Below are 19,886 nucleotides of genomic sequence, written 5' to 3'. Positions count from 1 at the left end.
AAACTGGTAACAAATTAAAAATTAATATAATAAAAACGTAAATATGAAACTATTAAAAACAAGTAATGTAATACTTTTTCTTATAGGGTTATCCCTTATTTCTTGTCAATCTGATGATGATAATTGTACAACAGGAGAAGGGACATTAACGACCAAAAAAATTAACGTTCCGAATTTTAAGGGAATTGATATGGCAATTGCCGGCAATGTTGTCATAACCCAAGGAGAAACAAAGGAAATTAGTATAACAGGGTACCCCAATATTATCGAAAAAATGGAAACAAACGTTGCAGACGATATATGGAGCATTGAACTAAAAAACAACTGTTACAATTACTCTAAGCTAAAAATTAATATCACTACACCTCAAATAGAAAAAATATACTTAAGTGGTTCTGGAAATATTGTAGTAAATGATTTTGAAAATCAAAATGATATGACCGTTAAGATTTCTGGTTCAGGAAACATCGATCTAAATAATATTACTGGCCCAGAAAACCTAACCGTAAAAATTAGTGGTAGTGGTAATATTAATGTAAATGACACATTTTCTATGCTAAAAAATTTAGATATTAGTATGAGTGGTTCTGGTAATTTTAATGGATTTCTTATACAAACAAAGACATGTAATATAAGTAGTTCTGGTAGCTGTAGTAGTGAAGTACATGTATTAGACAATCTAAATCTTAGTCTTAGCGGTAGTGGGAACGCCTATTATAAAGGAACTCCAGAAATCACAACAAGTATTAGTGGTAGTGGTAAGCTTATAAATGCAAACTAATAATTATATATAGCATCAAAATAAGATCGGTTATGAAGAAAATTTCTAGAATATTAATCTCGACACTCATTGTTTTATTTCTCATTGGATATGCAATAAAAAAATCAGGATATCTTGATAATAATAAAGAGAACATTAATCTTGTAAACACTTCAGACACCGATTTCTCCTTAATCAATCTATGTAGTAGTGGAGCATCTTTAAAATTCCAGGATTTACCAGAGACTAAGCTACTTACAAATATAGGAAACAGTAGTTGGAAGATATCTACTAAAAATGATTCTGCTCAAGCATATTTTAATCAAGGCATAAATGCTTTACATGCTTTTTGGGATGTAGAAGCTTTTAGAGCTTTTAAAAAAGGATTAAAGTTTGACCCCCAGAATGCAATGATGCACTGGGGGTTAGCTAAATCTATATCACAAACAGTTGGTGAACTACGAGATTTAAAAAAGGAATCTTCTATCAAAGCAGTTCAATTATCAAAAAATGCTAAGTCCTATGAATATGACTTTATAGCAGCTTACAATGCTTTAGCTAAAAATGGTAAAAACGCTTATAAAAAGAAAATGGAAGAATATTTGGTAAAATATCCGAATCAAATTAATGCCAAATTGTTTTATGCTAGTTTTTTATCTAGTGGCGTAAGTACCTATTTACCTAACGGTATCCCAACAAAAGAAAACTTACGAGGGCAAGAATTGCTAAAAGAAGTAATGCTAACATATCCAAAATCGTCGGCTTTACATCATTATTGGATTCATGCTATAGAAAACAGCACACAACCAGAAAAAGCCTTAGAAAGCGCTAAGGTTATTTCTAGTTTAGCTCCAGCCTCGGGGCATATAACTCATATGCCTGGGCATATTTATTATAGGATCGGTGAATATGATCTGGCAAATAAAGCTTTTTATCATTCACTTACAATAGACTCCATATACATGAGTACATCAAAAATTGGTTCTATAAACAATTGGAATTATGTACATAATCTAGATTACCTAGTGGCTTCTTGTGCTGAAAGCGGTAAGTATAAGGAAGGGCTGAAATGGGCAAATAGAATAAGTAATATTGCTATAGATAGAGCACGATTAATGTCTAGAGGAAGTGGTTATATATTATTTGGAGCCTATACATCTATTCCTAGATTCCATATACGCTTTGAAGAATGGGAAAAAGCTACAAAAAGCATTGATACTCTTATCCAAAAAATACCATGGAGAAATAGTAAAGCCATTGCATATTTTGAAGGTGTGAAACAATATGCAGAAGGTATGTTTCATCTAGAATCTAATGAAATAGAAAAAGCATCTATAAATTTAGAACAATTACTAAAAACAAAAAACGATCTAGAAAATAATCCTTCTAAGATTTCTGCCGATTGGTACTATAGATATGCTTTAAAAATTTTAGCTGTAAATGCACAAGAATTAGAGGGGTTAATACATTATAAAGAAGGAAAAACAATTAAGGCGATTAAACTACTAGAAGAAGCATGCATCACCGAAAAAGAAATTGGATATTGGGAACCTCCACACTATACAAGACCCGTATCCGAATCTTTGGCATGGGTATATCTGCAAGAGGGTAAATTGAATGAAACAATTGAAGCTTATAAAGAAGCTTTAAAGTTGCGTCCAAAGAACGGTCATGTACAATTTGCATTAGCCAAGGCATTGGAAACATTAAAAGCTGATACCATAGAAACTAAAAAAGCATATCAACAATTCATTCTATTTTGGAAGAATGCTGATGATTTTAACCAAAGGCTTTCTCGTGCAAAGAAATACTCAGGATCTAACACCATATAAATTCATAATAAACAAATAAGGTGTACTGCTTGATAAAACAATAATGGTTAACAACTTGCTTCTTTGTGTTTTACTTAGAACGAATAGAAAATGTATCTCTTCACTTCTTTAATATAACGTGTTTTTGGTTTCTAAATTAATCCGCTATGTAAATCGTTGATAGCATCAATAACTGTATTTCCATATCCTTTTACTACAGCATAACCCGAAGAATCATTAAGAGAGACTATATAAGCATCGTTAACTTCCTCAAATAATAAATGCTTGAGATGATCTTGCTTTTCAACAATTTCTTGTTCTATTTTCTTTTGTTCATTCATATTTTATGATTGTCAATTATCATTTTTAATTTTTTGATTTCTTACTGGTTCTCCTTTTTCAATTAAAACACCATCGGCATAATAATTTAGGAATTTAGCAGGTAATCCTTCTCCATTAAATGGGTCAGCAGTGGTTTGTAAATGATAATGCAAATGTGGTTCACTTGAGTTTCCACTATTTCCTGCTTTACCTAATTCTTGTCCTTTTACAACTGTATCTCCTACTGATACTATTATCGACCCTTTTTTAAAATGTGCTAAAATTGAGAATTCACCATTTTCATGGTCAATTATAACACGATTACCAGTGGGGAAATCTCGATTAAACACCCCAGGAATATTATCTTCTATATCATTTACAACTTCAACAATTTTTCCATTTCCAGGAGCGTTTAAAGGCTTACCAAAACAATAATAATCTTCATTTTTAGATCCTTTTCCTGTATGGGTACTACCATCAACTTTTTGCACAATATCTAAGGCAAACCTTTGTTCTTTTAGTGCCGCATGGTAATTTTCTCTTACACTTCGCCCTCCCCAAAACACCCACCATTCTTCATTAAAAGGGAGTTCTAATTCACTTTTAGTTTCATAGTTCAAATAAGCACTATCTGCTTCATTTGGTAAGTCATCGTCTGAACAGTTTATGTTCATAAATAGCATCGTAATAATAATTACACTTAAACTTAACTTCTTCATTTTATTATATTTTCACTTTTTGATTTATCAAATTACTCTAATTGTATAGAGTAGACTTAATTACTATTTAACAAAAATATACTGAAGAGTTTATTTGGGAGTTCCGAATTATAAATGCGAACAAATTAATACCAGTTTGAAATCCATTAATAATATTATTATATATCAGAGATACTCTAAATCTACAGTTTGAGATACTGCATTGGTGTCATCCCAGTTTCTTTTTTAAAGAAGGTGTTAAATACAGTTTTCGAATTAAAACCGCTTTCAAAAGCCAAACCTATTAGCGTGATATGAGAATTTTTCGGGTCTTTAGAAATACGCTTAAAAGCTTCAACTCTATAATGATTAATGAATTCACTGAAATTTTTATTGAATTCATGATTAATCAGCCAAGACAGTTGATTTGGATGAATCTCTAAATGAGAAGCTAGACTTTTTAATGTTAAATCAGGATTTAGATAAGGTGTATCTTGCCGTATATGATTCAATAATTTTTGAGCATACTCCTTAGTCTGTTCTTTTGACAGCAGTTCTTTTCTCTTTTTCCCTTTTTTTTCAACTTCTATAGTTAAAGGAAAAACATTTTTTATAATTTCTTTATATTCAATATCTTCTTTTATCGAATTTAACATTGGGTCAGAAAACAAAAGTAACATTAACGTAGGTTTTGTTTCAATAGCTACTCTTAACCAGTTTAATGCTTTCTTTTTTTGATTTGACAGAATTTGAATTAAGAATACAAAAAACTGCGCTCTTTCTGCTTGCATCTTATCAATTTCAGTATGTAATAATTCTAAATAATTTTCAAGTTTTTCAGAATCATTCAAAATAGCATATGCCATACCTAAGATTCCATATTTAGTTGAATTATCAACAGCTGCAGGTAAATCTGAAGTAAAATAATCTATAACCTGATGTATTTTGTTTTGCTGAATCCAACAACAGGCTCTTATAATGGTTGCTAATAAATTGAAAGGATTTAACTCTAAACTAATATCTAAAAATTTTATAGAAGTTTGATAATCTTCTATCAGATAGTAAATATATCCTTTTGCAAAATATACTTCAGATGATAAAGGATCCAAAGTTATAGCTATCTCTATATGTTTTAATGCTTTTTGAGGTTCTCCTGAAGTGCAATTATGAACTGCCAAATGTATATATGCAGGTGCAAAGTTTGGGTTCATCTCTAAAGCTTTATTGAGATGTTGAAAAGTTTTTTTAAAATCCCATTCATACCAGTAGCTTATACTTGCCAATCCATAATGAACTTCAGGAAGCTGAGGGTTCAATCCTAAAGCCTTGTTTATATATTTATTAGCTTTTTTAAACGCTTCAGTTTTTGGTAAAAACCCAAGACCTGCCATCATTGTATAATATTGAGCTAATCCAAAATTAGATTGCGCATAGTTCGCATCTATTTCTAAAGCTTTAGAATAATATTGTTTTGATAATTCTAAATCTTCGGGATTCCATTTTTGAAAATGATAATTACCTTTTAAATATAATTGATACGCTTCTATATAATCAGTTTGTTTATCAACCAATTTGTCTCTAATTTCAAAATGACCAAAATTTTCTCTGATTTTATCTGCAATCAATAAGCTTATCTCATCTTGAATAGTAAAAATATTTTCAAGTTTTCTATCCCAAGTCTCTGACCAAAAATGAAAATCACCTTGAATTTCAATTAACTGTGCCGTAACTCTAATGGTATCCTTAGATAATCGAACACTTCCTTCTAAAAGTATTGAAACATTTAAGTCCTTCCCTATTTTTGAAACAGGTATATCTTTATTTTTAAAGAAAAAAGAAGAGGTACGTGATGTAATTTTCAAGCCTTTTATCTGTGCCAATGCATTGATAATCTCTTCGGTTAAGCCATCACAAAAATATTCATTCTCCTTGTCAGAACTCATATTTTTAAATGGTAATACAGCTATGGACGGACTACTTATCACGCAATAAAGATAATCTTCTATCAATAATTTATTTAATAATACATATAAAAATTAGCTCAACATTAACGCTTCACTAGTTGATTCAATTTCTTTAATAGCTTCATTATAAAGTTTATCTTTTTCAGTCATGATCTGTATGAGAGATAGTACCAAGCTTTGAAATTGATAGTACAGATAGTTTCTGCTTTATGAACCCTTCCATTGGTATCATCTGATTGCACAAAAAAAGCACTATTAATCACATAATTAACAGTGCTTTTACATTACCAAAAGGCAATTCGTCGGGATGACAGGATTTGAACCTGCGACTTTACCCATATTTTTATACTATTATTTGACGTTATTAATGACAGTAATATACAATAAACATTGGGATTGACCAGTAAAACAAAGAGTTTATAAAAAAGTAATTTTAACTTCAAAATACTCACTTTTTAATGACTACTACTGACTACTTTTTAAGTACTTGATTTACAAGACTTTAAAACCATTAAATATCTATTTAGGCATCGGAAATCTACTTTTTAAAGCACTTTCTACTTCCCACACTTCAAATACATTTTCTAAAGAAATTTCATAGTCTGGATATGCATGATTATCCATAGAAACTGTTAGGCTATTACTTTCTTCATTAAATGCTGTAATCCTTCTTATTACCACTTCATATTTAAGGACTATTACAAATATTCTATTCAATCTAATTTTTGTAAACTTTCTTACTCTAAGTCCGAATACCCAATCCCCGTGAAAAAAATTAGGTTCCATATCATCCCCTTTTATTTGGAATCCTCTCAGACTTCTATATTCTTCATCTGAATTATGGAATGACATGAAAGATAGCTTCCCTATATATTCCTCATCTTGGTTTTTTATGGCATACCTTTTAGCATTTTCAATACTTATCATTGCAACCCTTATAGTATTTTCTATATCAACATAAAATGAAGTTTCCATTACTCCATCTGTGTTAGATTGAAACAAAACGTGATTGTCAACACTATGTCTTTTCCATAATTCGTCATTAAATACTAAGCTTGGGTTAATATTATATTTTTCAAAGAATCTATGTATCACATCAATAGGAAAGTTTCTATCATCATTGGTTACTTTATCAAAAGACTGTGGCGAATAATCAAGACTTCTTGCCATAGCACTTCTGGACTTAACATGTTCTCTCTCCTTAATAATCATATCCATTATAGTCAAAATTCGCTGGGTTACTTTATGCTGTGCCATAGTAATACATGTAAAAGTTTGTAAAAATAATGTAAGTCGGTTTGATATTTATGTCTATATAATTATATTTATCATCAAAATTATGTCGTAAATACACTATGAAAATGAAATTAATTGTATAAATATGTCGTTTTAATGAAACTTTAATCAAGTTTTTCATTGCTACACATCAAAATTACGAAATTTTACATAAACTTTCCAAATATTTAACTACAATTTGTCTAATATATAACTAAAACTTTACTGCAACTTTCCACAAAAACACCTCTTATATAACCATATTAAAACAATTTAAAAGTTTAAAAATCAATAATTTAAAATCAAAAAAAACCAACAATTATGTCCATAGAGATGAATACAAATAAGAGAAAGTATAACATTTTAAAGTTTTTGAAGAGATTACCTTACAATGAATACACGATAGCTAAGAGAAAACTACCTGTCGCTTGCAAGGTTAGCAAACGAACCTTTGAAAGGTGGCTATACGTAACAAAAAAAGAGCGTTTAGAGATATCGGCTGATAAATTGGCTTTGATTGCTAATTATTTCAATTGCACTATAGAGGAATTACTTAATAACAAAATCCCTAAACACAATACGCATACCTTAGATAAATTACATAATCAGGATTTAATCAAATCCTTAAATCTTACCAAGTAATGTCAGGCACCATAGGAAAAACAAATAAACGCTATAAAGCAGTTTCTAAAACTGTTTTGCACCAAGCATACCAATGCTCCCCATATACGTTCCGACAATGGATCAAGAAAATTAATAGGAAGCTCGGTAGTTATAGTGGTGGGTTGTATACCCCCAAGCAAGTAAAAATAATTATCGATCATCTGGGAGAACCTCCTTTACTTGAAGATGTTATTTATCAATCAAAGTATTAAAAGCATAACACAAATATCTTATGGGGGGAAATAAATCAACAATTGAAATCGATGATATTCTGGAAGAAACAGATAAGTTATTGACAGTTGCTCATAACCAAAAAGAAAATAGAGAGCATGATCAACTACCTAACATATTTAATCAACTATTAAGACATATCGAAGAAGTAGATTTTAGAAAATATGCGGAGTTATCAAATAATGAAAAACCAAGGAAAGTTCATTTCCTAGTTTCCATTATTGAAATATTATTAGAAAAAGCAATGTCTATTGGATTTCATTTATGCCGAAAATATGACTATGTATACGTTTATAATGGAGAATACTGGCAATTAATTGCACAAGAGGAATTTGAAGACTTTTTATGTGAAGTAGCTTTAAAAACAAAGATGAATCGTTTTCACGCTAAATACTTTGCTTTCAAAGGAGAAATGTATAAGCAGTTTTTATCTGATGCCAGGTTAAAGGAATTAAGAAAGAACCAAAAGACCATTCTAATTAACCTTGCTAATGGTACTTTTGAAATCTCTCCTCTTAGAAGAGTTTTACGCCCCTTTGATAAAAATGACTTTCTCACCTATCAATTGCCTTTTTCATACAATAAAGAAGCTACAGCTCCACAATTTCAAGAATATCTTGATAAAGTATTACCAGAACAAGAATTACAAGATGTCTTATCAGAATATCTTGGATATATTTTTATTAAAAATAGTGTTCTTAAATTAGAGAAAGTATTATTAGCCTATGGTAGTGGGGCAAATGGGAAAAGTGTACTATTCGATATTATCAATGCATTATTGGGAGAAGAGAATTTTACGAGTTATTCTCTACAGTCATTAACAGAGGATAAAGGATATTATAGATCTATGCTAACCAATAAGCTACTAAATTACGCTAGTGAGATCAATGGAAAGTTAGAAACAAATACATTTAAATTACTGGTGTCTGGAGAGCCTGTAGAAGCCAGATTACCTTTTGGCAAACCTCAATTGATCAAAGATTATGCTCGATTTATGTTTAACTGTAATGAATTACCAGAGAATGTAGAAAATAACAATGCTTTCTTTAGGAGGTTCCTAATCCTTCCGTTTAGAGTTACCATCCCAATATCACAACAAGACCCTGACTTATCAAAACGGATTGTGCAAAATGAATTATCTGGAGTTTTCAATTGGGTATTAAAAGGAACAAACAGGTTATTAGAAAACAGAAAATTTACAGATAGCCCAATAGTTAGAAATGAAATTTTAAGATATCAAAGAGAAAGTGATACTATGACTATGTTTTTGGATGATACCAATTATGAATCTAATCCAGCTATGGATATGCCTTTAACAAGCCTATTTAACGAATATAGAGGATTTTGCATAGAAAGTAATTACACTTTTGATTCTAAAAAAGCATTTTCTAAAAAGATGCAAAAACTAGGATTCAAAATACAACGCAAAAACTACGGAATGGCTATTTATGCACATAAAAAAAGTAATTAATATAACCTACACTTTCTACACTTGCTACACGATTTGTAATGGATTCGTGTAGCAAGTGTAGAAAGTGTAGGTAAAACTAAATTGTTTTTATTGTGGAATATCGATTTACATTAGAACCTTACACAAGTATTAAATCAAGATTTAGCTGTCCTAACTGTGGCAAAAAAACAGTGTTTTCAAGATATATAGACACAGAAGATCATACATATGTAGGAGAAAAAGTTGGACGCTGTAATCGAGAAGTAAAATGCGGATATCATTATACTCCTAAGCAATTTTTTGAAGATAAGTCGGGCACAGAAAAAATATTCAAAGAAAAACCACTTGTGCACGTAAAGAATTTAAAAACCGAAAAGATCATAAATACTATTCCTAAGAAGATAATGATTCAAAGCAAGCAAAAAGGTTTTGCAAATAATTTTGTGATATTTCTTCAAAATATTTTTGGAGAAGATGCTACAGAAGAGCTTATTAAAACGTATCACATAGGAACTTCTAAATTATGGTATGGAGCTACCGTATTCTGGCAAGTTGATCGATTGGGTAATATCAGAAGTGGTAAAATTATGTTGTATAATCCTAAAACTGGTAAGCGCATTAAACAACCATTCTCTCATATTAGTTGGGTACATAAAGCGCTTCCTGTAGAAAAATACAACCTTAAGCAATGTCTTTTTGGAGAACACCTAATAGCAAAAGAACTTCAAAAACCAATAGCTATTGTAGAAAGTGAGAAAACCGCTATAATAGCTAGCGTGTTTCTTCCTGAATTTATTTGGATCGCCACAGGCAGTTTATCAAACCTTAATTACGAAAACACAAAGATCTTAAAGGGTAGACAGGCAATCTTATTTCCAGACTTAGGAGGATGTACTTTATGGAAAAACAAAATAAAAAACCTCTATCCAGAGGTAGATTATCAGATATCTGATCTTTTAGAAAAAAAATCTTCCATCCATCAAAAGAAAAATGGTTGGGATATTGCTGATTACTTAATCAACTTAAATATATAAGCCATTTTTGAGTAATAAGTTTTTTACGATAAAAACTTAATGAACAACCCCGAAGCAGAGCCATCGAGGTATCAAGCGGAAAAAAATTTATTTTTAGTTTAATGAAAACCATCCGTTTTCAAACTTTCCTCTTGTAACCCCGAGGTAGAACCTCGAGAAATTCTCTAGATTAAATACATGGTATTAATACATTAAAAACCAAACTATTAAATTGAATTTTGATTAAAAAAGTTAATTTTTTCGTATCAAACATATCTTTTACTGAAAATTCTCCTTCTAAATTTACTCGCTTAGTGTCTTGCTTCCCCAAAAAAAGATGAAAAATAACCACAAAAAAAACAGAAAAATAAATCATTTTTTTTCAGGAAGACGAATCTGTTTTTAACTAAATACCAACACCTTACATAATAAAATTTTTGAGCTTATCTAATTTGGATAATATTTGTAGGAAAACAAAGAAAACATCGACTTACTTAACCGAACTGGTTAAATAACAAATCTATTTTAATGATTAAACTGATGTATAGAAATAGACAGATTAAGTCTTAACAGTAAAAGTACCAATAACTACTTATACCCTGTTTTAGTCTCACAAGAATAGTTGTAATAAAGTCAAAACTTTCAATTCTTTCTCTCCTCCAACCACTTTAGAGTTCTATAATATGTTGTTTTTTGATAAACCAAATTCATGACAAACACGATCTCTATTTTCATCTGGATTAACTCTTAAATACTCCCTAATCTCAATTGCTTTTTGTACAGATTCATTTTTTGGCCAGTCATGTATACCCGATTTACTTTTTCTTTTATGGCATGATCGTCTTTTAAGACAGTTAAGATCAAAAATAGCATCATCAGGTTCTACTTTCTCCATTCCTCTTTTGGTTTGTAGCACTCTGAAGGTCATGAGGTAATATCGTATTGGTATCATGCTCCTGGATATAGTTAAAACAAAAATAGAAATATCGAATTTTTTATAGTCTTGTACCAATACTTTATCACCTATTAATTGAAGAATAATAGTCTTTTCTTTCTTAATAAAAATCAACAGCTTCTTTTCTGGTCGTTTTTACTCCCAGAGAATTTTTAGTCTTTTTATAGTCGTGCCATTTCTTTTTGGCAAGATATCCCGAAAGGTTAGTTATTTCATTCATAGTTGCCAAACGCACCTCAAAATCATAAGTATCTTTAAAATTGTCTTTTATTACAAAATCCATCATTTATCTACACTTTAGTTGATTCTACATCCTAGATTATCCAATTTTCTCCATAATGATTAGAAGACTTTAGTTGACTTCTAACATCTTCTTTTGCTCATTCTTTTAGTTCTTCGATGGTTATATGAATCTACATTATCATAATCAAATTTACTAATAATTCCTTCCTTTCTATTTTCATCACTTTATCAAAATATTTTTTAATTTATGGCTATGCCTTACACTTGATGTGGTTTTAACTTGTTGCTTTCTAGGGTTTTAAATCAATTATTTTTAGTTTTCGGAAGTGATCTGCTTTTTTAAACGTATTTTTAATTTAAAACATGGGGGAATATCCCCTATTTCGCTATAAAACCATTCATTTAACCCTAAAAAGGTTTTTAGCAATCAAAGTTAATCACACCTACTACTTGCTGATAATCAGCAAATTAAATACGATAAAAATCATTTATCACGTAACATTCCTTAATTTTTTTATTATGAAAGCAAAATCATTTTTATTGAACATTCTTTTTTTTATTTTGGTAATTACATTTGCGAGTTGTACTTCTGAAACCGTAGATGAAGAAATCGGTATAGAAGTAAATACCTCTGTTGACCTGGATACATTCATGGAAGACAAAGATGACATTCAAGAACCTGATGATAGAGACTAAAATTAAAGTAACAATTTTAATATTAGGTGCAGTATTTGCATGTACTGCACCTTTTATACATATTCTTTACCCTAAGAAAAGCCCTGAGTTTAAAATCTTAAAGCAACAACTAGATAATGGCAAAATCACTCAAGACACCTACGTATTACAATATGAAGCTATTGAAATAAGTGAAAAATTTATTGGCTTTACCAATATTCGTAAATTTTGGTATGCGATAGGTAAACCTATCTCTATGTTCTATTTTGCGTTGTTATTAATCTATGTTTACCCATTTGTCCTTATGGACAAGAAGATTAAAAGAATAGTTGGCGCATCCATCGTATTATTTCTGTTCATTTCCACGTATTTCATTGTCTGGACATTATGGCATCGTCAGGATTTTCCTAAAGAATTATATTATTGGGCAATTGGTATTGTTTCTATTGTTGGTAGCATAATTTCTATTTTCATTGTTAATTATGATAAGGATAAGACTATGCGCTCAAATGTGCATGTACTCCTGCGTTTTATTGTCAATGATGTGAAGAATAAATATGTCTTAGAAAAAGATAAAGCTGAGTTTGTAGAGGACTATACCAATCAAATTGAAAAACTAAAAAATGATGGACGATAAGGATAGAAAGAAAATAATTAAGAACCAATATAAGAAAGGACTTATTCCTGATGATTTAATTGATCAGATTAATGATGATATAGAAACTTATCTGAAAAAAGAATCAGAAAAAAATCAGAAAAAAATTGAGAAAATGATTTCAAATCGTTTGAATCGTGGACTGGACATATATTTTAGTGAGGATGATATCATAAGGCGGCTAGGTTTGATTTATGGTTAAAAACCTGATAGCCCTTTATTTACCTTCTTTATTTATCGAAAGTACTTCAATAACACCTTCCTGTACTTTGGTTTGTAGCCATAATCGGAACTTATCTACTTCTAATAGCTTAGTTTCATTTGCTATCACAAAATCAGCCACTTTATTCAAGTCATAATCTTCAATCTCTTCAACATTGATTAAATACTCATAATCAGGATAAATTCTGTTGAGTTGCTTCTTCAACTTTAGGGATAACTCATCCTTGTTAATACTATAATATAATGTAGATTTAGCTACGCCCAGTTTCTTAGCAACATCATCTATTGATATGCCTTCACTTTTTGAAATATGTTCAAAAACAGCCTTAATCTTCATGTAATATTTGGTTTTGTCAAAACTTTTTTAGTACTTTGTATGAAATTAGTTCGAAAAAAGTATTAAAAATAAATTATTTGTTCCGAAATCAGAACATCACAAATGTATGCAAAATTTTACTAATGATGAATTGAAAACCCTTAGAGGCGTTCATACCGTTATTGGGCGAAAATATGGTAAATCTGGTAGATACGTATCTCTAATTGCACAAGGAAAACGTGAGGCAAACACAGAGGTAGCAAAATTGATTCTGAAAGATTTACAGCTGATTTTGGAGATTTTGAAACCAGAAGGTATGAGAATAAAATAAAAGAAATTAACGTAATCCCAATTGTTGTTTTGTAATGAATCATCCTAAATATGCATTCGTATGAAACATATAAAAAGACTAGCAATAGAGTTATGGCTAAAAGAAAATCAAGATTTTATCAATGGTGTAGGGCTGGATAAGCGAATCGGTTTTCCTTCTGGAACTATACAGAAGTTTCTTAAATATGAACGAAAACTTAATGATAAACGTATAACAGCAATTGACCACTTTTTGAATAAAGTCTCTATTGAACAATACAAAAAGCAGATCCGGCAAAATGTCAATGAAGAATAAACCTTCTTTAAATCACTACATATGAACCATTCAGAATTAGATAAGAGGCGTAATGAATATCTCGTATTCATCATCCAATCGTTAAATATGAAGGTAGATGAATTTATGGAATCCATTGTTAAAAAAGAAACATGTTATGAGAAAATTATTTATCAATGGGTTATTCGACTTTTCAAGAAGGGTCTATCTAAAGACAAAGCATTACAGATTATTTATTGGATCAGAAGACAATTATATTGTAAAATGATATTAATCAATCTAAGTACTAAGTAACTAAGGTGTTAGATTAAGTTGAGTTTGTGAATTACCCCAATCAAAGATGTCGGGTGCCGCTGTAAACCTGTAAGCATGACATAGCTTTATTATTTAAACAGCATAGCAACGCTAGGGCTAGTAATTTTCTTATAGGAAATACGATGCTTATTTCCAATAAGATACAAAAGTACCACGATGTCTTTGTAAAAATATAAAACTGTAAAATGTGAAAGTAAAAGTGAGGGGTTCGAAGCTGGAATATAAAATATCGAATGTTGAAGTGAGAAGTCAGATGCTTGAGGTCGAAAGTCCGAAGCTGGAAGTCTTTAAACTCTAAAGCTATTAAATGTAAAATGACCATGCCAAAATAAAAAAACATGAAAACAAGTCTACCGGTTGCAATACAAAACCATAGAGAAAAACCTTTTGAACAGAAAGTATTTAAATTGTTGTCGATAAACCCTACTCTTTTCAATAAATGTGTAAAAGAACATAGAGGTTATGCACTTCTTCTTCGTATCTGGATAGAAGAAAAGTATCACAATGGTAGCACAGCGCTAGAAGTAGCAGAAATGATAAAAAAGTCAAAGTTACGCATAGAAGCTATAAAAGCAGGTCGCCCTCTGCACATAGCAGTATAAATAATCATAACTCTTAACAAAAAGGAAAAACAGGAGTAATTAGCATATTACAATAAAGTTGAGTTTGTGTACATACCCCTTATGCACTATAAGGTTACTCCTGTATCCTTTTTTAATATAATTTCTATGCTTCCAGATAACATAAACGACATACCACCAAAAGTATTATATACCATATTAAAAGTATTGGATATCGATATTGGTGAGTTTATGTGTAAACTGTTAAATGATAGCCCAAAAGAAATTATGATGTATGCCAAAATATATGCGCTGTACATGATGCAAGAACAACAATGTTAAATGTAAAATGTAAAACCGAAAAATGAAAAAGTCAGAAGTCAGGTGTCACAAGTTATGTATTGTAGTTGTTTCTTTTTTTGGTGACTTCTCTATTGAAGTTTTTTTCTTCTGACTACTGTTTCTCTTCTCATATTTTCTTGTGATTATAGAATTTTCTGTGGTTTAGATATTATGGTATCTATAGATATATCTATTATTTTTTTGATGAAATAATTTTCAATATGAATTCGCTAATGCTTGGATAAGACGATGAAGATATCAGAAATTTCAGAAAAACAATTCATATATCCAAGTCCAAAAGCGACTTAATTATTTGTAATTGGTATGCTATCGTTGTGTAAAAATATTGTTAAATAAAATATAAATTCTCTCTCGTCTTTTTGATAACAGGATATTCCAATTTATACCCCCTATTAATTAATCACTAGAAAACTGTAGTAAAAAAAGGTTTGAAAATATTTTTAAGGGAGATATCGCTTTATGTTTGTTTTATCAGAAGTTTAGGAAGTATCATCTAAAACCGCATGGAGTAATAACCATAAACTATGTCCTAAAAGTTATTTTAAGAGCTTTTATAGGCTTTATTTCTGTCCAACAATGAACTAACCTTATTAAGGCTCTTTATCAACTGAAAATAGTTTTTCTAAGCATATTTTTCTTATTTGAATAAAAAATAAAAGCATTTTTTAACTACTTGCTTAAAAAGGAATAGTTGTGTCTCATCCCTATAGAGAATAGTTGTAGCTCGTCCTTATAGGAAAAAGTTGTAGCTCATCCCTATAGAGAATAGTTGTAGCTCGCCCCTATAGGGAATAGTTGTAGCTCATCCCTATAGGAAAAAGTTGTAGCTCATCCCTATAGAGAATAGTTGTGTCTCATCCCTATAGAGAATAGTTGTAGCTCGTCCTTATAGGAAAAAGTTGTAGCTCATCCCTATAGAGAATAGTTGTAGCTCATCCCTATAGGGAAAAGTTGTAGCTCACTCCTATAGGGAAAAGTTGTAGCTCATCCCTATAGGGAATAGTTGTAGCTCACTCCTATAGGGAATAGTTGTAGCTCATCCCTATAGGAAAAATTTCTCTATCAAATAAATAAGAGGTATATAATGTTACTTGTAATAATGTCAATTTTCCAAGAAAACAGCTTCTACTGAAGATGGGACAATTATCGAACTTTTTGCCAGAAGATTGTGGGTTAATTTTAACCAATTTAACTTTAATAAAAGGCTATCTTCTATAAGATAACAACGAATACACATTTTATAAAACCTATTCTACATCATTAATAGCTTCATAAGGGTTACACTCTTATTTACTTTCATTAACACTAAAACCTTATCCTATTATATCTTTGCTTAGTATTATGGTATATAGGGTTGAATGTTTTATATTGTGCAACACAAATGTATTCAACCCTTTTTTATATTGAAGTGGTTTAAACTTTTTTGATTCTAGTGAAAAATAGTAGTTTTTTTGATCAATTGTCCCGAGTACTCGGGATTGCGCTTCATAGCAGCGCTACGAAGTAAGAAAAAGACAAAAATTGAGTGAAAAAGGGCATTTTTATAGCGAATTGAAAAAAGTTTAAACCACTTCATTCTAAAAAACCTTTAAATGAGTTCAGTACTAGTAATTACAGAAAAGCACGGATTCTAGTACTTTCCATTAAGAAACTATGGTACTACTCTTTGTCTAATTCCAAAAATCGTTTTTACTTCCCATACTTGAAATACTTCTTCTTGGATAAGCTCTATATCATCCACCAAAATCTCATCAATCCAACTGATATAGGGGTCAACTTCGCAGGAATTTACATCAAGAGTCTATTTTGAATGGAAAAATAATCAATAATGCTGAACTTTTAGAGCTTGTTTATGAAGAAGGTCATTATCCAAATCATGCAAGAGATTGTTTAAAAATGATGAAAAAAAGTAAGTTAATTATTAATCTTCTTCTCCATGTGTAAATTACGATAATGTTTTTAAGAAAAAATGCTTGTAGATTATAAAAAAATTATTCTTTCAAAGAATCATTATTCAAACATACAAGAGTTATAGGAATACTTTCTGGGTAATTTTCTTGTAGAAATAAAATTAATTTCTTACGAACATGTACACGTAAATCCCAAGCTGTAGGAGCATCAATAGCACTTACTAATGTTCTAAATTAATACACTATTTTTAGCATCAGTAACCTGAATTATATTAACATTACTATCCCACAAACCTGTAGCGTTAAGAATCTTTATCAACTCTTTTCTTAAAGCTTTTATTTCTAAGTACATGACAAAAATTGGTTGATATTTATATTTGATTGATTTAGAGTGTTTAATAATACATTTACAATATAGTCAAGTCCATATTTGAATATCATCCTAGCTTTTCTACCGTGTTTTTTGACTTGGATTGGTTTTATATTCAGGTGTGTTTTTTCTATCTGCCATCGTTGTCTGTAATATTCATTAGTCTGTTCAGGTTTGTTAAAGGATATAATAATCAGAAATTCCCCTTTCTTTGTGTAATTTACATCCTGAGATGTAACACAACTCTCTATTAAGAGATACGATTTTATCATAATGTTTATACTGCCCAACTTTTAAATTATTAAACAACCAGAATGCTTTTATTTGTTTATTCTTATCGGGCAAATAGACCATAAAATTATTACGGATACGAATATGATATCTGATTTGATTATGGTTCAAAAACCCTATCCACTTCTCTCCAACAAATTCTCTATCTACAACTAAAGAATCGATATATTCTTTTCCAAACAATCTGACAAACCTTTCTATTAGTGCTATACGTTCTTGACTACTGGAATTTCCTCTCTTGTCAAGCATGGTAAAAAGTAAAGGAAAAGCAACACCTTTATAAACAATACCTAACATAAATATATTGATATTGGTTTGTCCAAACTTCCAATTGGTACGATCAATAGTTAATTTCACTTTATCCTGTTTGGGTAATAAGTTAAAAACCAATTTAGCTATCATCAGCAGTAGTGTCAAACGCATTTGCTAATTTATCGAAGGTTACAGATTGTACTTTACATAAGCTACTTATAAAAAGTGCGATTAGTTTTATCCGAGCTAGATTTATTTTTCCTTGAAAATGAGTATTAAGAACAGAAGTTAATTCACTATTTTTAGTGATAACATTGGTTTTCTTCATTAGATAAATAGATCCAATTACTCATATAATTTACTAAAAATCAGTTAATTATATTTTTGTCATGTACTGTGATAGATTCGTTATTTAACCAGTTTAGTTAAATAAGTCGATGTTTTCTTTTGTTTTCCTACAAATATTATCCAAATTAGACAAGCTCAAAAATTGTCTTAATATGGTCTTGATTTTCACTAAAAAGGACATTTTTGGTGAAAAAATCAATTTTTTGATTGTACTATTTGTGTCTTTTTGAAGAACATATTTTCTGGATAAAGACAATATTTTCAAGCTGTAATATTACTGGTATTCACCTTTCTATATTCGTTGTGAAAACGAATATAGAAGTAGATGGAAACACAAGAACAAGAAAATGATGTAAAGGTTTTGACAGTTGACAAACTACGTTCTTATGATGGATTGGTTTAACTGCAGCAGCAGTAGGCATTATTAAATCACTATACAAATTAGCTGTAATAGGTATAGACATAATGAAAAGTAAGAAATGAGTTTAAATTATTTTGAAAAATTTATTGTAAAAGCAGAAAAAGAAACAACTATAAATAAAAATGTTTGGATATATACCAGAGTTTCCAGTAAAGATCAAGAAAAGTTAGTTAAAAACTGTAAAAAAAGTAGTGCAAAAGAATATGGTAAAAGTAACTAAAAATAATATAAGAAATACTATAGAAGAAATACAAAATGCTATTTTGATTACCAAATTAGGGTATCTACCACCTCATATTTCATTATTACAGACTAAAGAATTTGATAATAAGGGGAATATATGGTTCTTAAGTGATAAATATAGTGTTTGCAACCAAGATTTATTAATCTCTAACGAAGCAACATTGATCTACAGTAAGCCAGAATCATCTTATTTCTTAAGTTTATTTGGTAAAGGTGAAATTATAGATGACCCAGAAAAGTTGGAAGAATTATACAATGAGGAAGATGTAACATATGTAAAGAAGCGAGAAAAAGAAACTTTGACCGCTATAAAATTTGAAATATTAAAAGCAGACTATTGGGATGATTTAAACCGAGAATCCAATACTATTTTTACAAAAGATTACCTAGAATAATTATTCACTTTCAGATATTATTACTCCTTCTGTGGTAAACGCAAGCCCTTGTTGACCAGACACACCGACCATTACTCCTTGAAAAATAGGAGTTATAGTTTTATTCGCCCCCCAAGTAATCAAGAAATTCGCTCCACTTCCTCCAGCAGTATCTTCTTCTTCTATAACATATTCAATAGATTCAAGAGGTTTCAGATAAATAGGCTGTTCGATATATCCTCGCACAAAACCTCCAGTCGTGTTATAATAATCTACTTTTTTAATAAAAAGTGTATCCTTCGGGCTTGTATTTCTTATACTTAGTGTAGCAGTAAGCTGAAATCGAAAATCTTTTGTCTTATTATAAATATCTGAATAGATAGGAATATATACATCTTTCTTAATAGGATAACTGAACCCATCATCGCTTTCTGGTATTTTATTTTCTTTTAAAATTCCTTGTTCTAATTCCTTATTAGGATTTTGCTTTACACAATTGGGTAAAGCAATACAAAAAAGCAATACAGCAAAATAAATAATTAATTTTTTCATAATAAGCAAAAGTCTTAATAAATACCCAAGA

27 protein-coding genes are annotated in these 19,886 nt (G+C 30.1%); 16 read left to right on the top strand and 11 right to left on the bottom strand.

Annotation, left to right across the window (positions count from 1 at the left end; all coding sequences use genetic code 11):
• Positions 1-43: 43 nt before the first annotated feature.
• Positions 44-781 (top strand): head GIN domain-containing protein, encoded by a 738-nt coding sequence (locus tag ATE84_RS11240; RefSeq protein ID WP_101448041.1) that lies wholly within the window; start codon positions 44-46, stop codon positions 779-781.
• 32 nt (positions 782-813) lie between these two features.
• Positions 814-2,592 carry a tetratricopeptide repeat protein gene (locus ATE84_RS11235; RefSeq protein WP_101448040.1) on the top strand — a complete coding sequence of 593 codons (1,779 nt, stop codon included), beginning with the start codon at positions 814-816 and terminating at the stop codon, positions 2,590-2,592.
• Between the two features lie 131 nt (positions 2,593-2,723).
• On the opposite strand, the gene ATE84_RS11230 is transcribed toward ATE84_RS11235, so the two are convergent.
• The 4 genes from ATE84_RS11230 to ATE84_RS11215 all read right to left on the bottom strand — a co-directional run bounded on the left by ATE84_RS11230 (position 2,724) and on the right by ATE84_RS11215 (position 6,811).
• On the bottom strand, positions 2,724-2,912 hold the full coding sequence (locus tag ATE84_RS11230; protein WP_101448039.1) for a hypothetical protein: 189 nt from the start codon (positions 2,910-2,912) through the stop codon (positions 2,724-2,726).
• A 12-nt stretch (positions 2,913-2,924) separates the two neighbouring features.
• Positions 2,925-3,611 carry a M23 family metallopeptidase gene (locus ATE84_RS11225; RefSeq protein WP_101448038.1) on the bottom strand — a complete coding sequence of 229 codons (687 nt, stop codon included), beginning with the start codon at positions 3,609-3,611 and terminating at the stop codon, positions 2,925-2,927.
• Positions 3,612-3,793: 182 nt separating this feature from the next.
• The gene (locus tag ATE84_RS11220; protein WP_101448037.1) at positions 3,794-5,533 is read right to left on the bottom strand and encodes a helix-turn-helix domain-containing protein; all 1,740 of its coding nucleotides are present in this window, start codon (positions 5,531-5,533) and stop codon (positions 3,794-3,796) included.
• A 540-nt stretch (positions 5,534-6,073) separates the two neighbouring features.
• Positions 6,074-6,811: a S24 family peptidase gene (locus ATE84_RS11215; RefSeq protein WP_101448036.1), complete on the bottom strand. Its 738-nt coding sequence runs from the start codon at positions 6,809-6,811 to the stop codon at positions 6,074-6,076.
• Positions 6,812-7,150: 339 nt separating this feature from the next.
• Between ATE84_RS11215 and ATE84_RS11210 the strand changes: the two genes are divergently transcribed.
• The 4 genes from ATE84_RS11210 to ATE84_RS11195 all read left to right on the top strand — a co-directional run bounded on the left by ATE84_RS11210 (position 7,151) and on the right by ATE84_RS11195 (position 10,207).
• Entirely contained in the window at positions 7,151-7,471 is a 321-nt protein-coding gene (locus tag ATE84_RS11210) for a hypothetical protein (protein ID WP_101448035.1), read from the top strand.
• Complete coding sequence (locus ATE84_RS11205) at positions 7,471-7,704, top strand: hypothetical protein (protein WP_101448034.1); 234 nt, start codon at positions 7,471-7,473, stop codon at positions 7,702-7,704. The genes ATE84_RS11210 and ATE84_RS11205 overlap by 1 nt, the downstream gene beginning before the upstream one ends.
• 20 nt (positions 7,705-7,724) lie before the next feature.
• On the top strand, positions 7,725-9,194 hold the full coding sequence (locus ATE84_RS11200) for a phage/plasmid primase, P4 family (protein ID WP_101448033.1): 1,470 nt from the start codon (positions 7,725-7,727) through the stop codon (positions 9,192-9,194).
• A 92-nt stretch (positions 9,195-9,286) separates the two neighbouring features.
• Positions 9,287-10,207, top strand: a complete 921-nt coding sequence (locus ATE84_RS11195) for a DUF6371 domain-containing protein (RefSeq protein ID WP_101448032.1) — start codon at positions 9,287-9,289, stop codon at positions 10,205-10,207.
• Between the two features lie 655 nt (positions 10,208-10,862).
• Here the strand turns inward: ATE84_RS11195 and ATE84_RS11185 are convergent.
• Positions 10,863-11,138 (bottom strand): hypothetical protein, encoded by a 276-nt coding sequence (locus ATE84_RS11185; RefSeq protein WP_143273611.1) that lies wholly within the window; start codon positions 11,136-11,138, stop codon positions 10,863-10,865.
• A 103-nt stretch (positions 11,139-11,241) separates the two neighbouring features.
• On the bottom strand, positions 11,242-11,427 hold the full coding sequence (locus tag ATE84_RS11180) for a hypothetical protein (RefSeq protein ID WP_143273610.1): 186 nt from the start codon (positions 11,425-11,427) through the stop codon (positions 11,242-11,244).
• Positions 11,428-11,903: 476 nt separating this feature from the next.
• Between ATE84_RS11180 and ATE84_RS26150 the strand changes: the two genes are divergently transcribed.
• The 3 genes from ATE84_RS26150 to ATE84_RS11165 are packed head-to-tail and all read left to right on the top strand — an operon-like array spanning position 11,904 to position 12,916.
• Positions 11,904-12,080: a hypothetical protein gene (locus ATE84_RS26150; protein WP_158237230.1), complete on the top strand. Its 177-nt coding sequence runs from the start codon at positions 11,904-11,906 to the stop codon at positions 12,078-12,080.
• A complete protein-coding gene (locus ATE84_RS11170) occupies positions 12,049-12,696 on the top strand; it encodes a hypothetical protein (protein WP_143273609.1) in 648 nt (215 codons plus the stop codon). The genes ATE84_RS26150 and ATE84_RS11170 overlap by 32 nt, the downstream gene beginning before the upstream one ends.
• The gene (locus ATE84_RS11165; protein ID WP_101448026.1) at positions 12,683-12,916 is read left to right on the top strand and encodes a hypothetical protein; all 234 of its coding nucleotides are present in this window, start codon (positions 12,683-12,685) and stop codon (positions 12,914-12,916) included. The genes ATE84_RS11170 and ATE84_RS11165 overlap by 14 nt, the downstream gene beginning before the upstream one ends.
• A 15-nt stretch (positions 12,917-12,931) precedes the next feature.
• Here the strand turns inward: ATE84_RS11165 and ATE84_RS11160 are convergent, their stop codons facing one another.
• Positions 12,932-13,273: a hypothetical protein gene (locus ATE84_RS11160; protein WP_101448025.1), complete on the bottom strand. Its 342-nt coding sequence runs from the start codon at positions 13,271-13,273 to the stop codon at positions 12,932-12,934.
• Positions 13,274-13,379: 106 nt separating this feature from the next.
• Here ATE84_RS11160 and ATE84_RS11155 point away from each other — a divergent pair, with 106 nt between their 5' ends.
• The 5 genes from ATE84_RS11155 (at position 13,380) to ATE84_RS26145 (ending at position 15,073) form a co-directional block, all read left to right on the top strand.
• Positions 13,380-13,583: a hypothetical protein gene (locus tag ATE84_RS11155; RefSeq protein WP_101448024.1), complete on the top strand. Its 204-nt coding sequence runs from the start codon at positions 13,380-13,382 to the stop codon at positions 13,581-13,583.
• A gap of 60 nt (positions 13,584-13,643) precedes the next feature.
• Positions 13,644-13,877: a hypothetical protein gene (locus ATE84_RS11150; RefSeq protein WP_101448023.1), complete on the top strand. Its 234-nt coding sequence runs from the start codon at positions 13,644-13,646 to the stop codon at positions 13,875-13,877.
• Between the two features lie 21 nt (positions 13,878-13,898).
• A complete protein-coding gene (locus tag ATE84_RS11145; RefSeq protein ID WP_101448022.1) occupies positions 13,899-14,150 on the top strand; it encodes a hypothetical protein in 252 nt (83 codons plus the stop codon).
• Positions 14,151-14,509: 359 nt separating this feature from the next.
• Positions 14,510-14,773: a hypothetical protein gene (locus ATE84_RS11140; RefSeq protein ID WP_101448021.1), complete on the top strand. Its 264-nt coding sequence runs from the start codon at positions 14,510-14,512 to the stop codon at positions 14,771-14,773.
• A 126-nt stretch (positions 14,774-14,899) separates the two neighbouring features.
• Positions 14,900-15,073 carry a hypothetical protein gene (locus tag ATE84_RS26145; RefSeq protein ID WP_158237229.1) on the top strand — a complete coding sequence of 58 codons (174 nt, stop codon included), beginning with the start codon at positions 14,900-14,902 and terminating at the stop codon, positions 15,071-15,073.
• Positions 15,074-17,233: 2,160 nt separating this feature from the next.
• Here ATE84_RS26145 and ATE84_RS26735 read toward each other — a convergent pair.
• The 3 genes from ATE84_RS26735 to ATE84_RS26560 all read right to left on the bottom strand — a co-directional run bounded on the left by ATE84_RS26735 (position 17,234) and on the right by ATE84_RS26560 (position 18,245).
• A complete protein-coding gene (locus tag ATE84_RS26735) occupies positions 17,234-17,356 on the bottom strand; it encodes a hypothetical protein (protein WP_255412014.1) in 123 nt (40 codons plus the stop codon).
• A 195-nt stretch (positions 17,357-17,551) separates the two neighbouring features.
• Complete coding sequence (locus ATE84_RS26565; protein ID WP_233195786.1) at positions 17,552-18,022, bottom strand: hypothetical protein; 471 nt, start codon at positions 18,020-18,022, stop codon at positions 17,552-17,554.
• A gap of 34 nt (positions 18,023-18,056) precedes the next feature.
• Positions 18,057-18,245, bottom strand: coding sequence for a hypothetical protein (locus ATE84_RS26560; protein ID WP_233195785.1), 189 nt, complete (start codon positions 18,243-18,245; stop codon positions 18,057-18,059).
• A 499-nt stretch (positions 18,246-18,744) separates the two neighbouring features.
• On the opposite strand from ATE84_RS26560, the gene ATE84_RS26140 reads away from it, so the two are divergent.
• Together ATE84_RS26140 and ATE84_RS11120 are read left to right on the top strand one after the other, a co-directional pair.
• Positions 18,745-18,906, top strand: a complete 162-nt coding sequence (locus ATE84_RS26140; RefSeq protein ID WP_158237228.1) for a hypothetical protein — start codon at positions 18,745-18,747, stop codon at positions 18,904-18,906.
• Positions 18,890-19,324: a pyridoxamine 5'-phosphate oxidase family protein gene (locus ATE84_RS11120; protein ID WP_101448018.1), complete on the top strand. Its 435-nt coding sequence runs from the start codon at positions 18,890-18,892 to the stop codon at positions 19,322-19,324. Before ATE84_RS26140 ends, ATE84_RS11120 begins: the two co-directional genes overlap by 17 nt.
• Here the strand turns inward: ATE84_RS11120 and ATE84_RS11115 are convergent, their stop codons facing one another.
• A complete protein-coding gene (locus ATE84_RS11115; RefSeq protein WP_101448017.1) occupies positions 19,325-19,855 on the bottom strand; it encodes a DUF3124 domain-containing protein in 531 nt (176 codons plus the stop codon).
• Positions 19,856-19,886: the final 31 nt, after the last annotated feature.

The sequence above is a fragment of the Aquimarina sp. MAR_2010_214 genome (genome assembly GCF_002846555.1).
GTDB lineage: Bacteria > Bacteroidota > Bacteroidia > Flavobacteriales > Flavobacteriaceae > Aquimarina.
Note: the sequence above shows the minus strand (reverse complement) of the source record. Positions and strands in the feature narration are given on the sequence as shown.

What these genes read in the sequence shown, in the direction of transcription:
- ATE84_RS11240 (WP_101448041.1), top strand. Translation starts at nt 44, where the DNA reads ATGAAACTATTAAAAACAAGTAATGTAATACTTTTTCTTATAGGGTTA.
- ATE84_RS11235 (WP_101448040.1), top strand. Translation starts at nt 814, where the DNA reads ATGAAGAAAATTTCTAGAATATTAATCTCGACACTCATTGTTTTATTT.
- ATE84_RS11230 (WP_101448039.1), bottom strand. Translation starts at nt 2,912, where the DNA reads ATGAATGAACAAAAGAAAATAGAACAAGAAATTGTTGAAAAGCAAGAT.
- ATE84_RS11225 (WP_101448038.1), bottom strand. Translation starts at nt 3,611, where the DNA reads ATGAAGAAGTTAAGTTTAAGTGTAATTATTATTACGATGCTATTTATG.
- ATE84_RS11220 (WP_101448037.1), bottom strand. Translation starts at nt 5,533, where the DNA reads ATGAGTTCTGACAAGGAGAATGAATATTTTTGTGATGGCTTAACCGAA.
- ATE84_RS11215 (WP_101448036.1), bottom strand. Translation starts at nt 6,811, where the DNA reads ATGGCACAGCATAAAGTAACCCAGCGAATTTTGACTATAATGGATATG.
- ATE84_RS11210 (WP_101448035.1), top strand. Translation starts at nt 7,151, where the DNA reads ATGTCCATAGAGATGAATACAAATAAGAGAAAGTATAACATTTTAAAG.
- ATE84_RS11205 (WP_101448034.1), top strand. Translation starts at nt 7,471, where the DNA reads ATGTCAGGCACCATAGGAAAAACAAATAAACGCTATAAAGCAGTTTCT.
- ATE84_RS11200 (WP_101448033.1), top strand. Translation starts at nt 7,725, where the DNA reads ATGGGGGGAAATAAATCAACAATTGAAATCGATGATATTCTGGAAGAA.
- ATE84_RS11185 (WP_143273611.1), bottom strand. Translation starts at nt 11,138, where the DNA reads ATGATACCAATACGATATTACCTCATGACCTTCAGAGTGCTACAAACC.
- ATE84_RS11180 (WP_143273610.1), bottom strand. Translation starts at nt 11,427, where the DNA reads ATGATGGATTTTGTAATAAAAGACAATTTTAAAGATACTTATGATTTT.
- ATE84_RS26150 (WP_158237230.1), top strand. Translation starts at nt 11,904, where the DNA reads ATGAAAGCAAAATCATTTTTATTGAACATTCTTTTTTTTATTTTGGTA.
- ATE84_RS11170 (WP_143273609.1), top strand. Translation starts at nt 12,049, where the DNA reads ATGACATTCAAGAACCTGATGATAGAGACTAAAATTAAAGTAACAATT.
- ATE84_RS11165 (WP_101448026.1), top strand. Translation starts at nt 12,683, where the DNA reads ATGATGGACGATAAGGATAGAAAGAAAATAATTAAGAACCAATATAAG.
- ATE84_RS11160 (WP_101448025.1), bottom strand. Translation starts at nt 13,273, where the DNA reads ATGAAGATTAAGGCTGTTTTTGAACATATTTCAAAAAGTGAAGGCATA.
- ATE84_RS11155 (WP_101448024.1), top strand. Translation starts at nt 13,380, where the DNA reads ATGCAAAATTTTACTAATGATGAATTGAAAACCCTTAGAGGCGTTCAT.
- ATE84_RS11150 (WP_101448023.1), top strand. Translation starts at nt 13,644, where the DNA reads ATGAAACATATAAAAAGACTAGCAATAGAGTTATGGCTAAAAGAAAAT.
- ATE84_RS11145 (WP_101448022.1), top strand. Translation starts at nt 13,899, where the DNA reads ATGAACCATTCAGAATTAGATAAGAGGCGTAATGAATATCTCGTATTC.
- ATE84_RS11140 (WP_101448021.1), top strand. Translation starts at nt 14,510, where the DNA reads ATGAAAACAAGTCTACCGGTTGCAATACAAAACCATAGAGAAAAACCT.
- ATE84_RS26145 (WP_158237229.1), top strand. Translation starts at nt 14,900, where the DNA reads ATGCTTCCAGATAACATAAACGACATACCACCAAAAGTATTATATACC.
- ATE84_RS26735 (WP_255412014.1), bottom strand. Translation starts at nt 17,356, where the DNA reads ATGTACTTAGAAATAAAAGCTTTAAGAAAAGAGTTGATAAAGATTCTT.
- ATE84_RS26560 (WP_233195785.1), bottom strand. Translation starts at nt 18,245, where the DNA reads ATGAAGAAAACCAATGTTATCACTAAAAATAGTGAATTAACTTCTGTT.
- ATE84_RS26140 (WP_158237228.1), top strand. Translation starts at nt 18,745, where the DNA reads ATGAGTTTAAATTATTTTGAAAAATTTATTGTAAAAGCAGAAAAAGAA.
- ATE84_RS11120 (WP_101448018.1), top strand. Translation starts at nt 18,890, where the DNA reads ATGGTAAAAGTAACTAAAAATAATATAAGAAATACTATAGAAGAAATA.
- ATE84_RS11115 (WP_101448017.1), bottom strand. Translation starts at nt 19,855, where the DNA reads ATGAAAAAATTAATTATTTATTTTGCTGTATTGCTTTTTTGTATTGCT.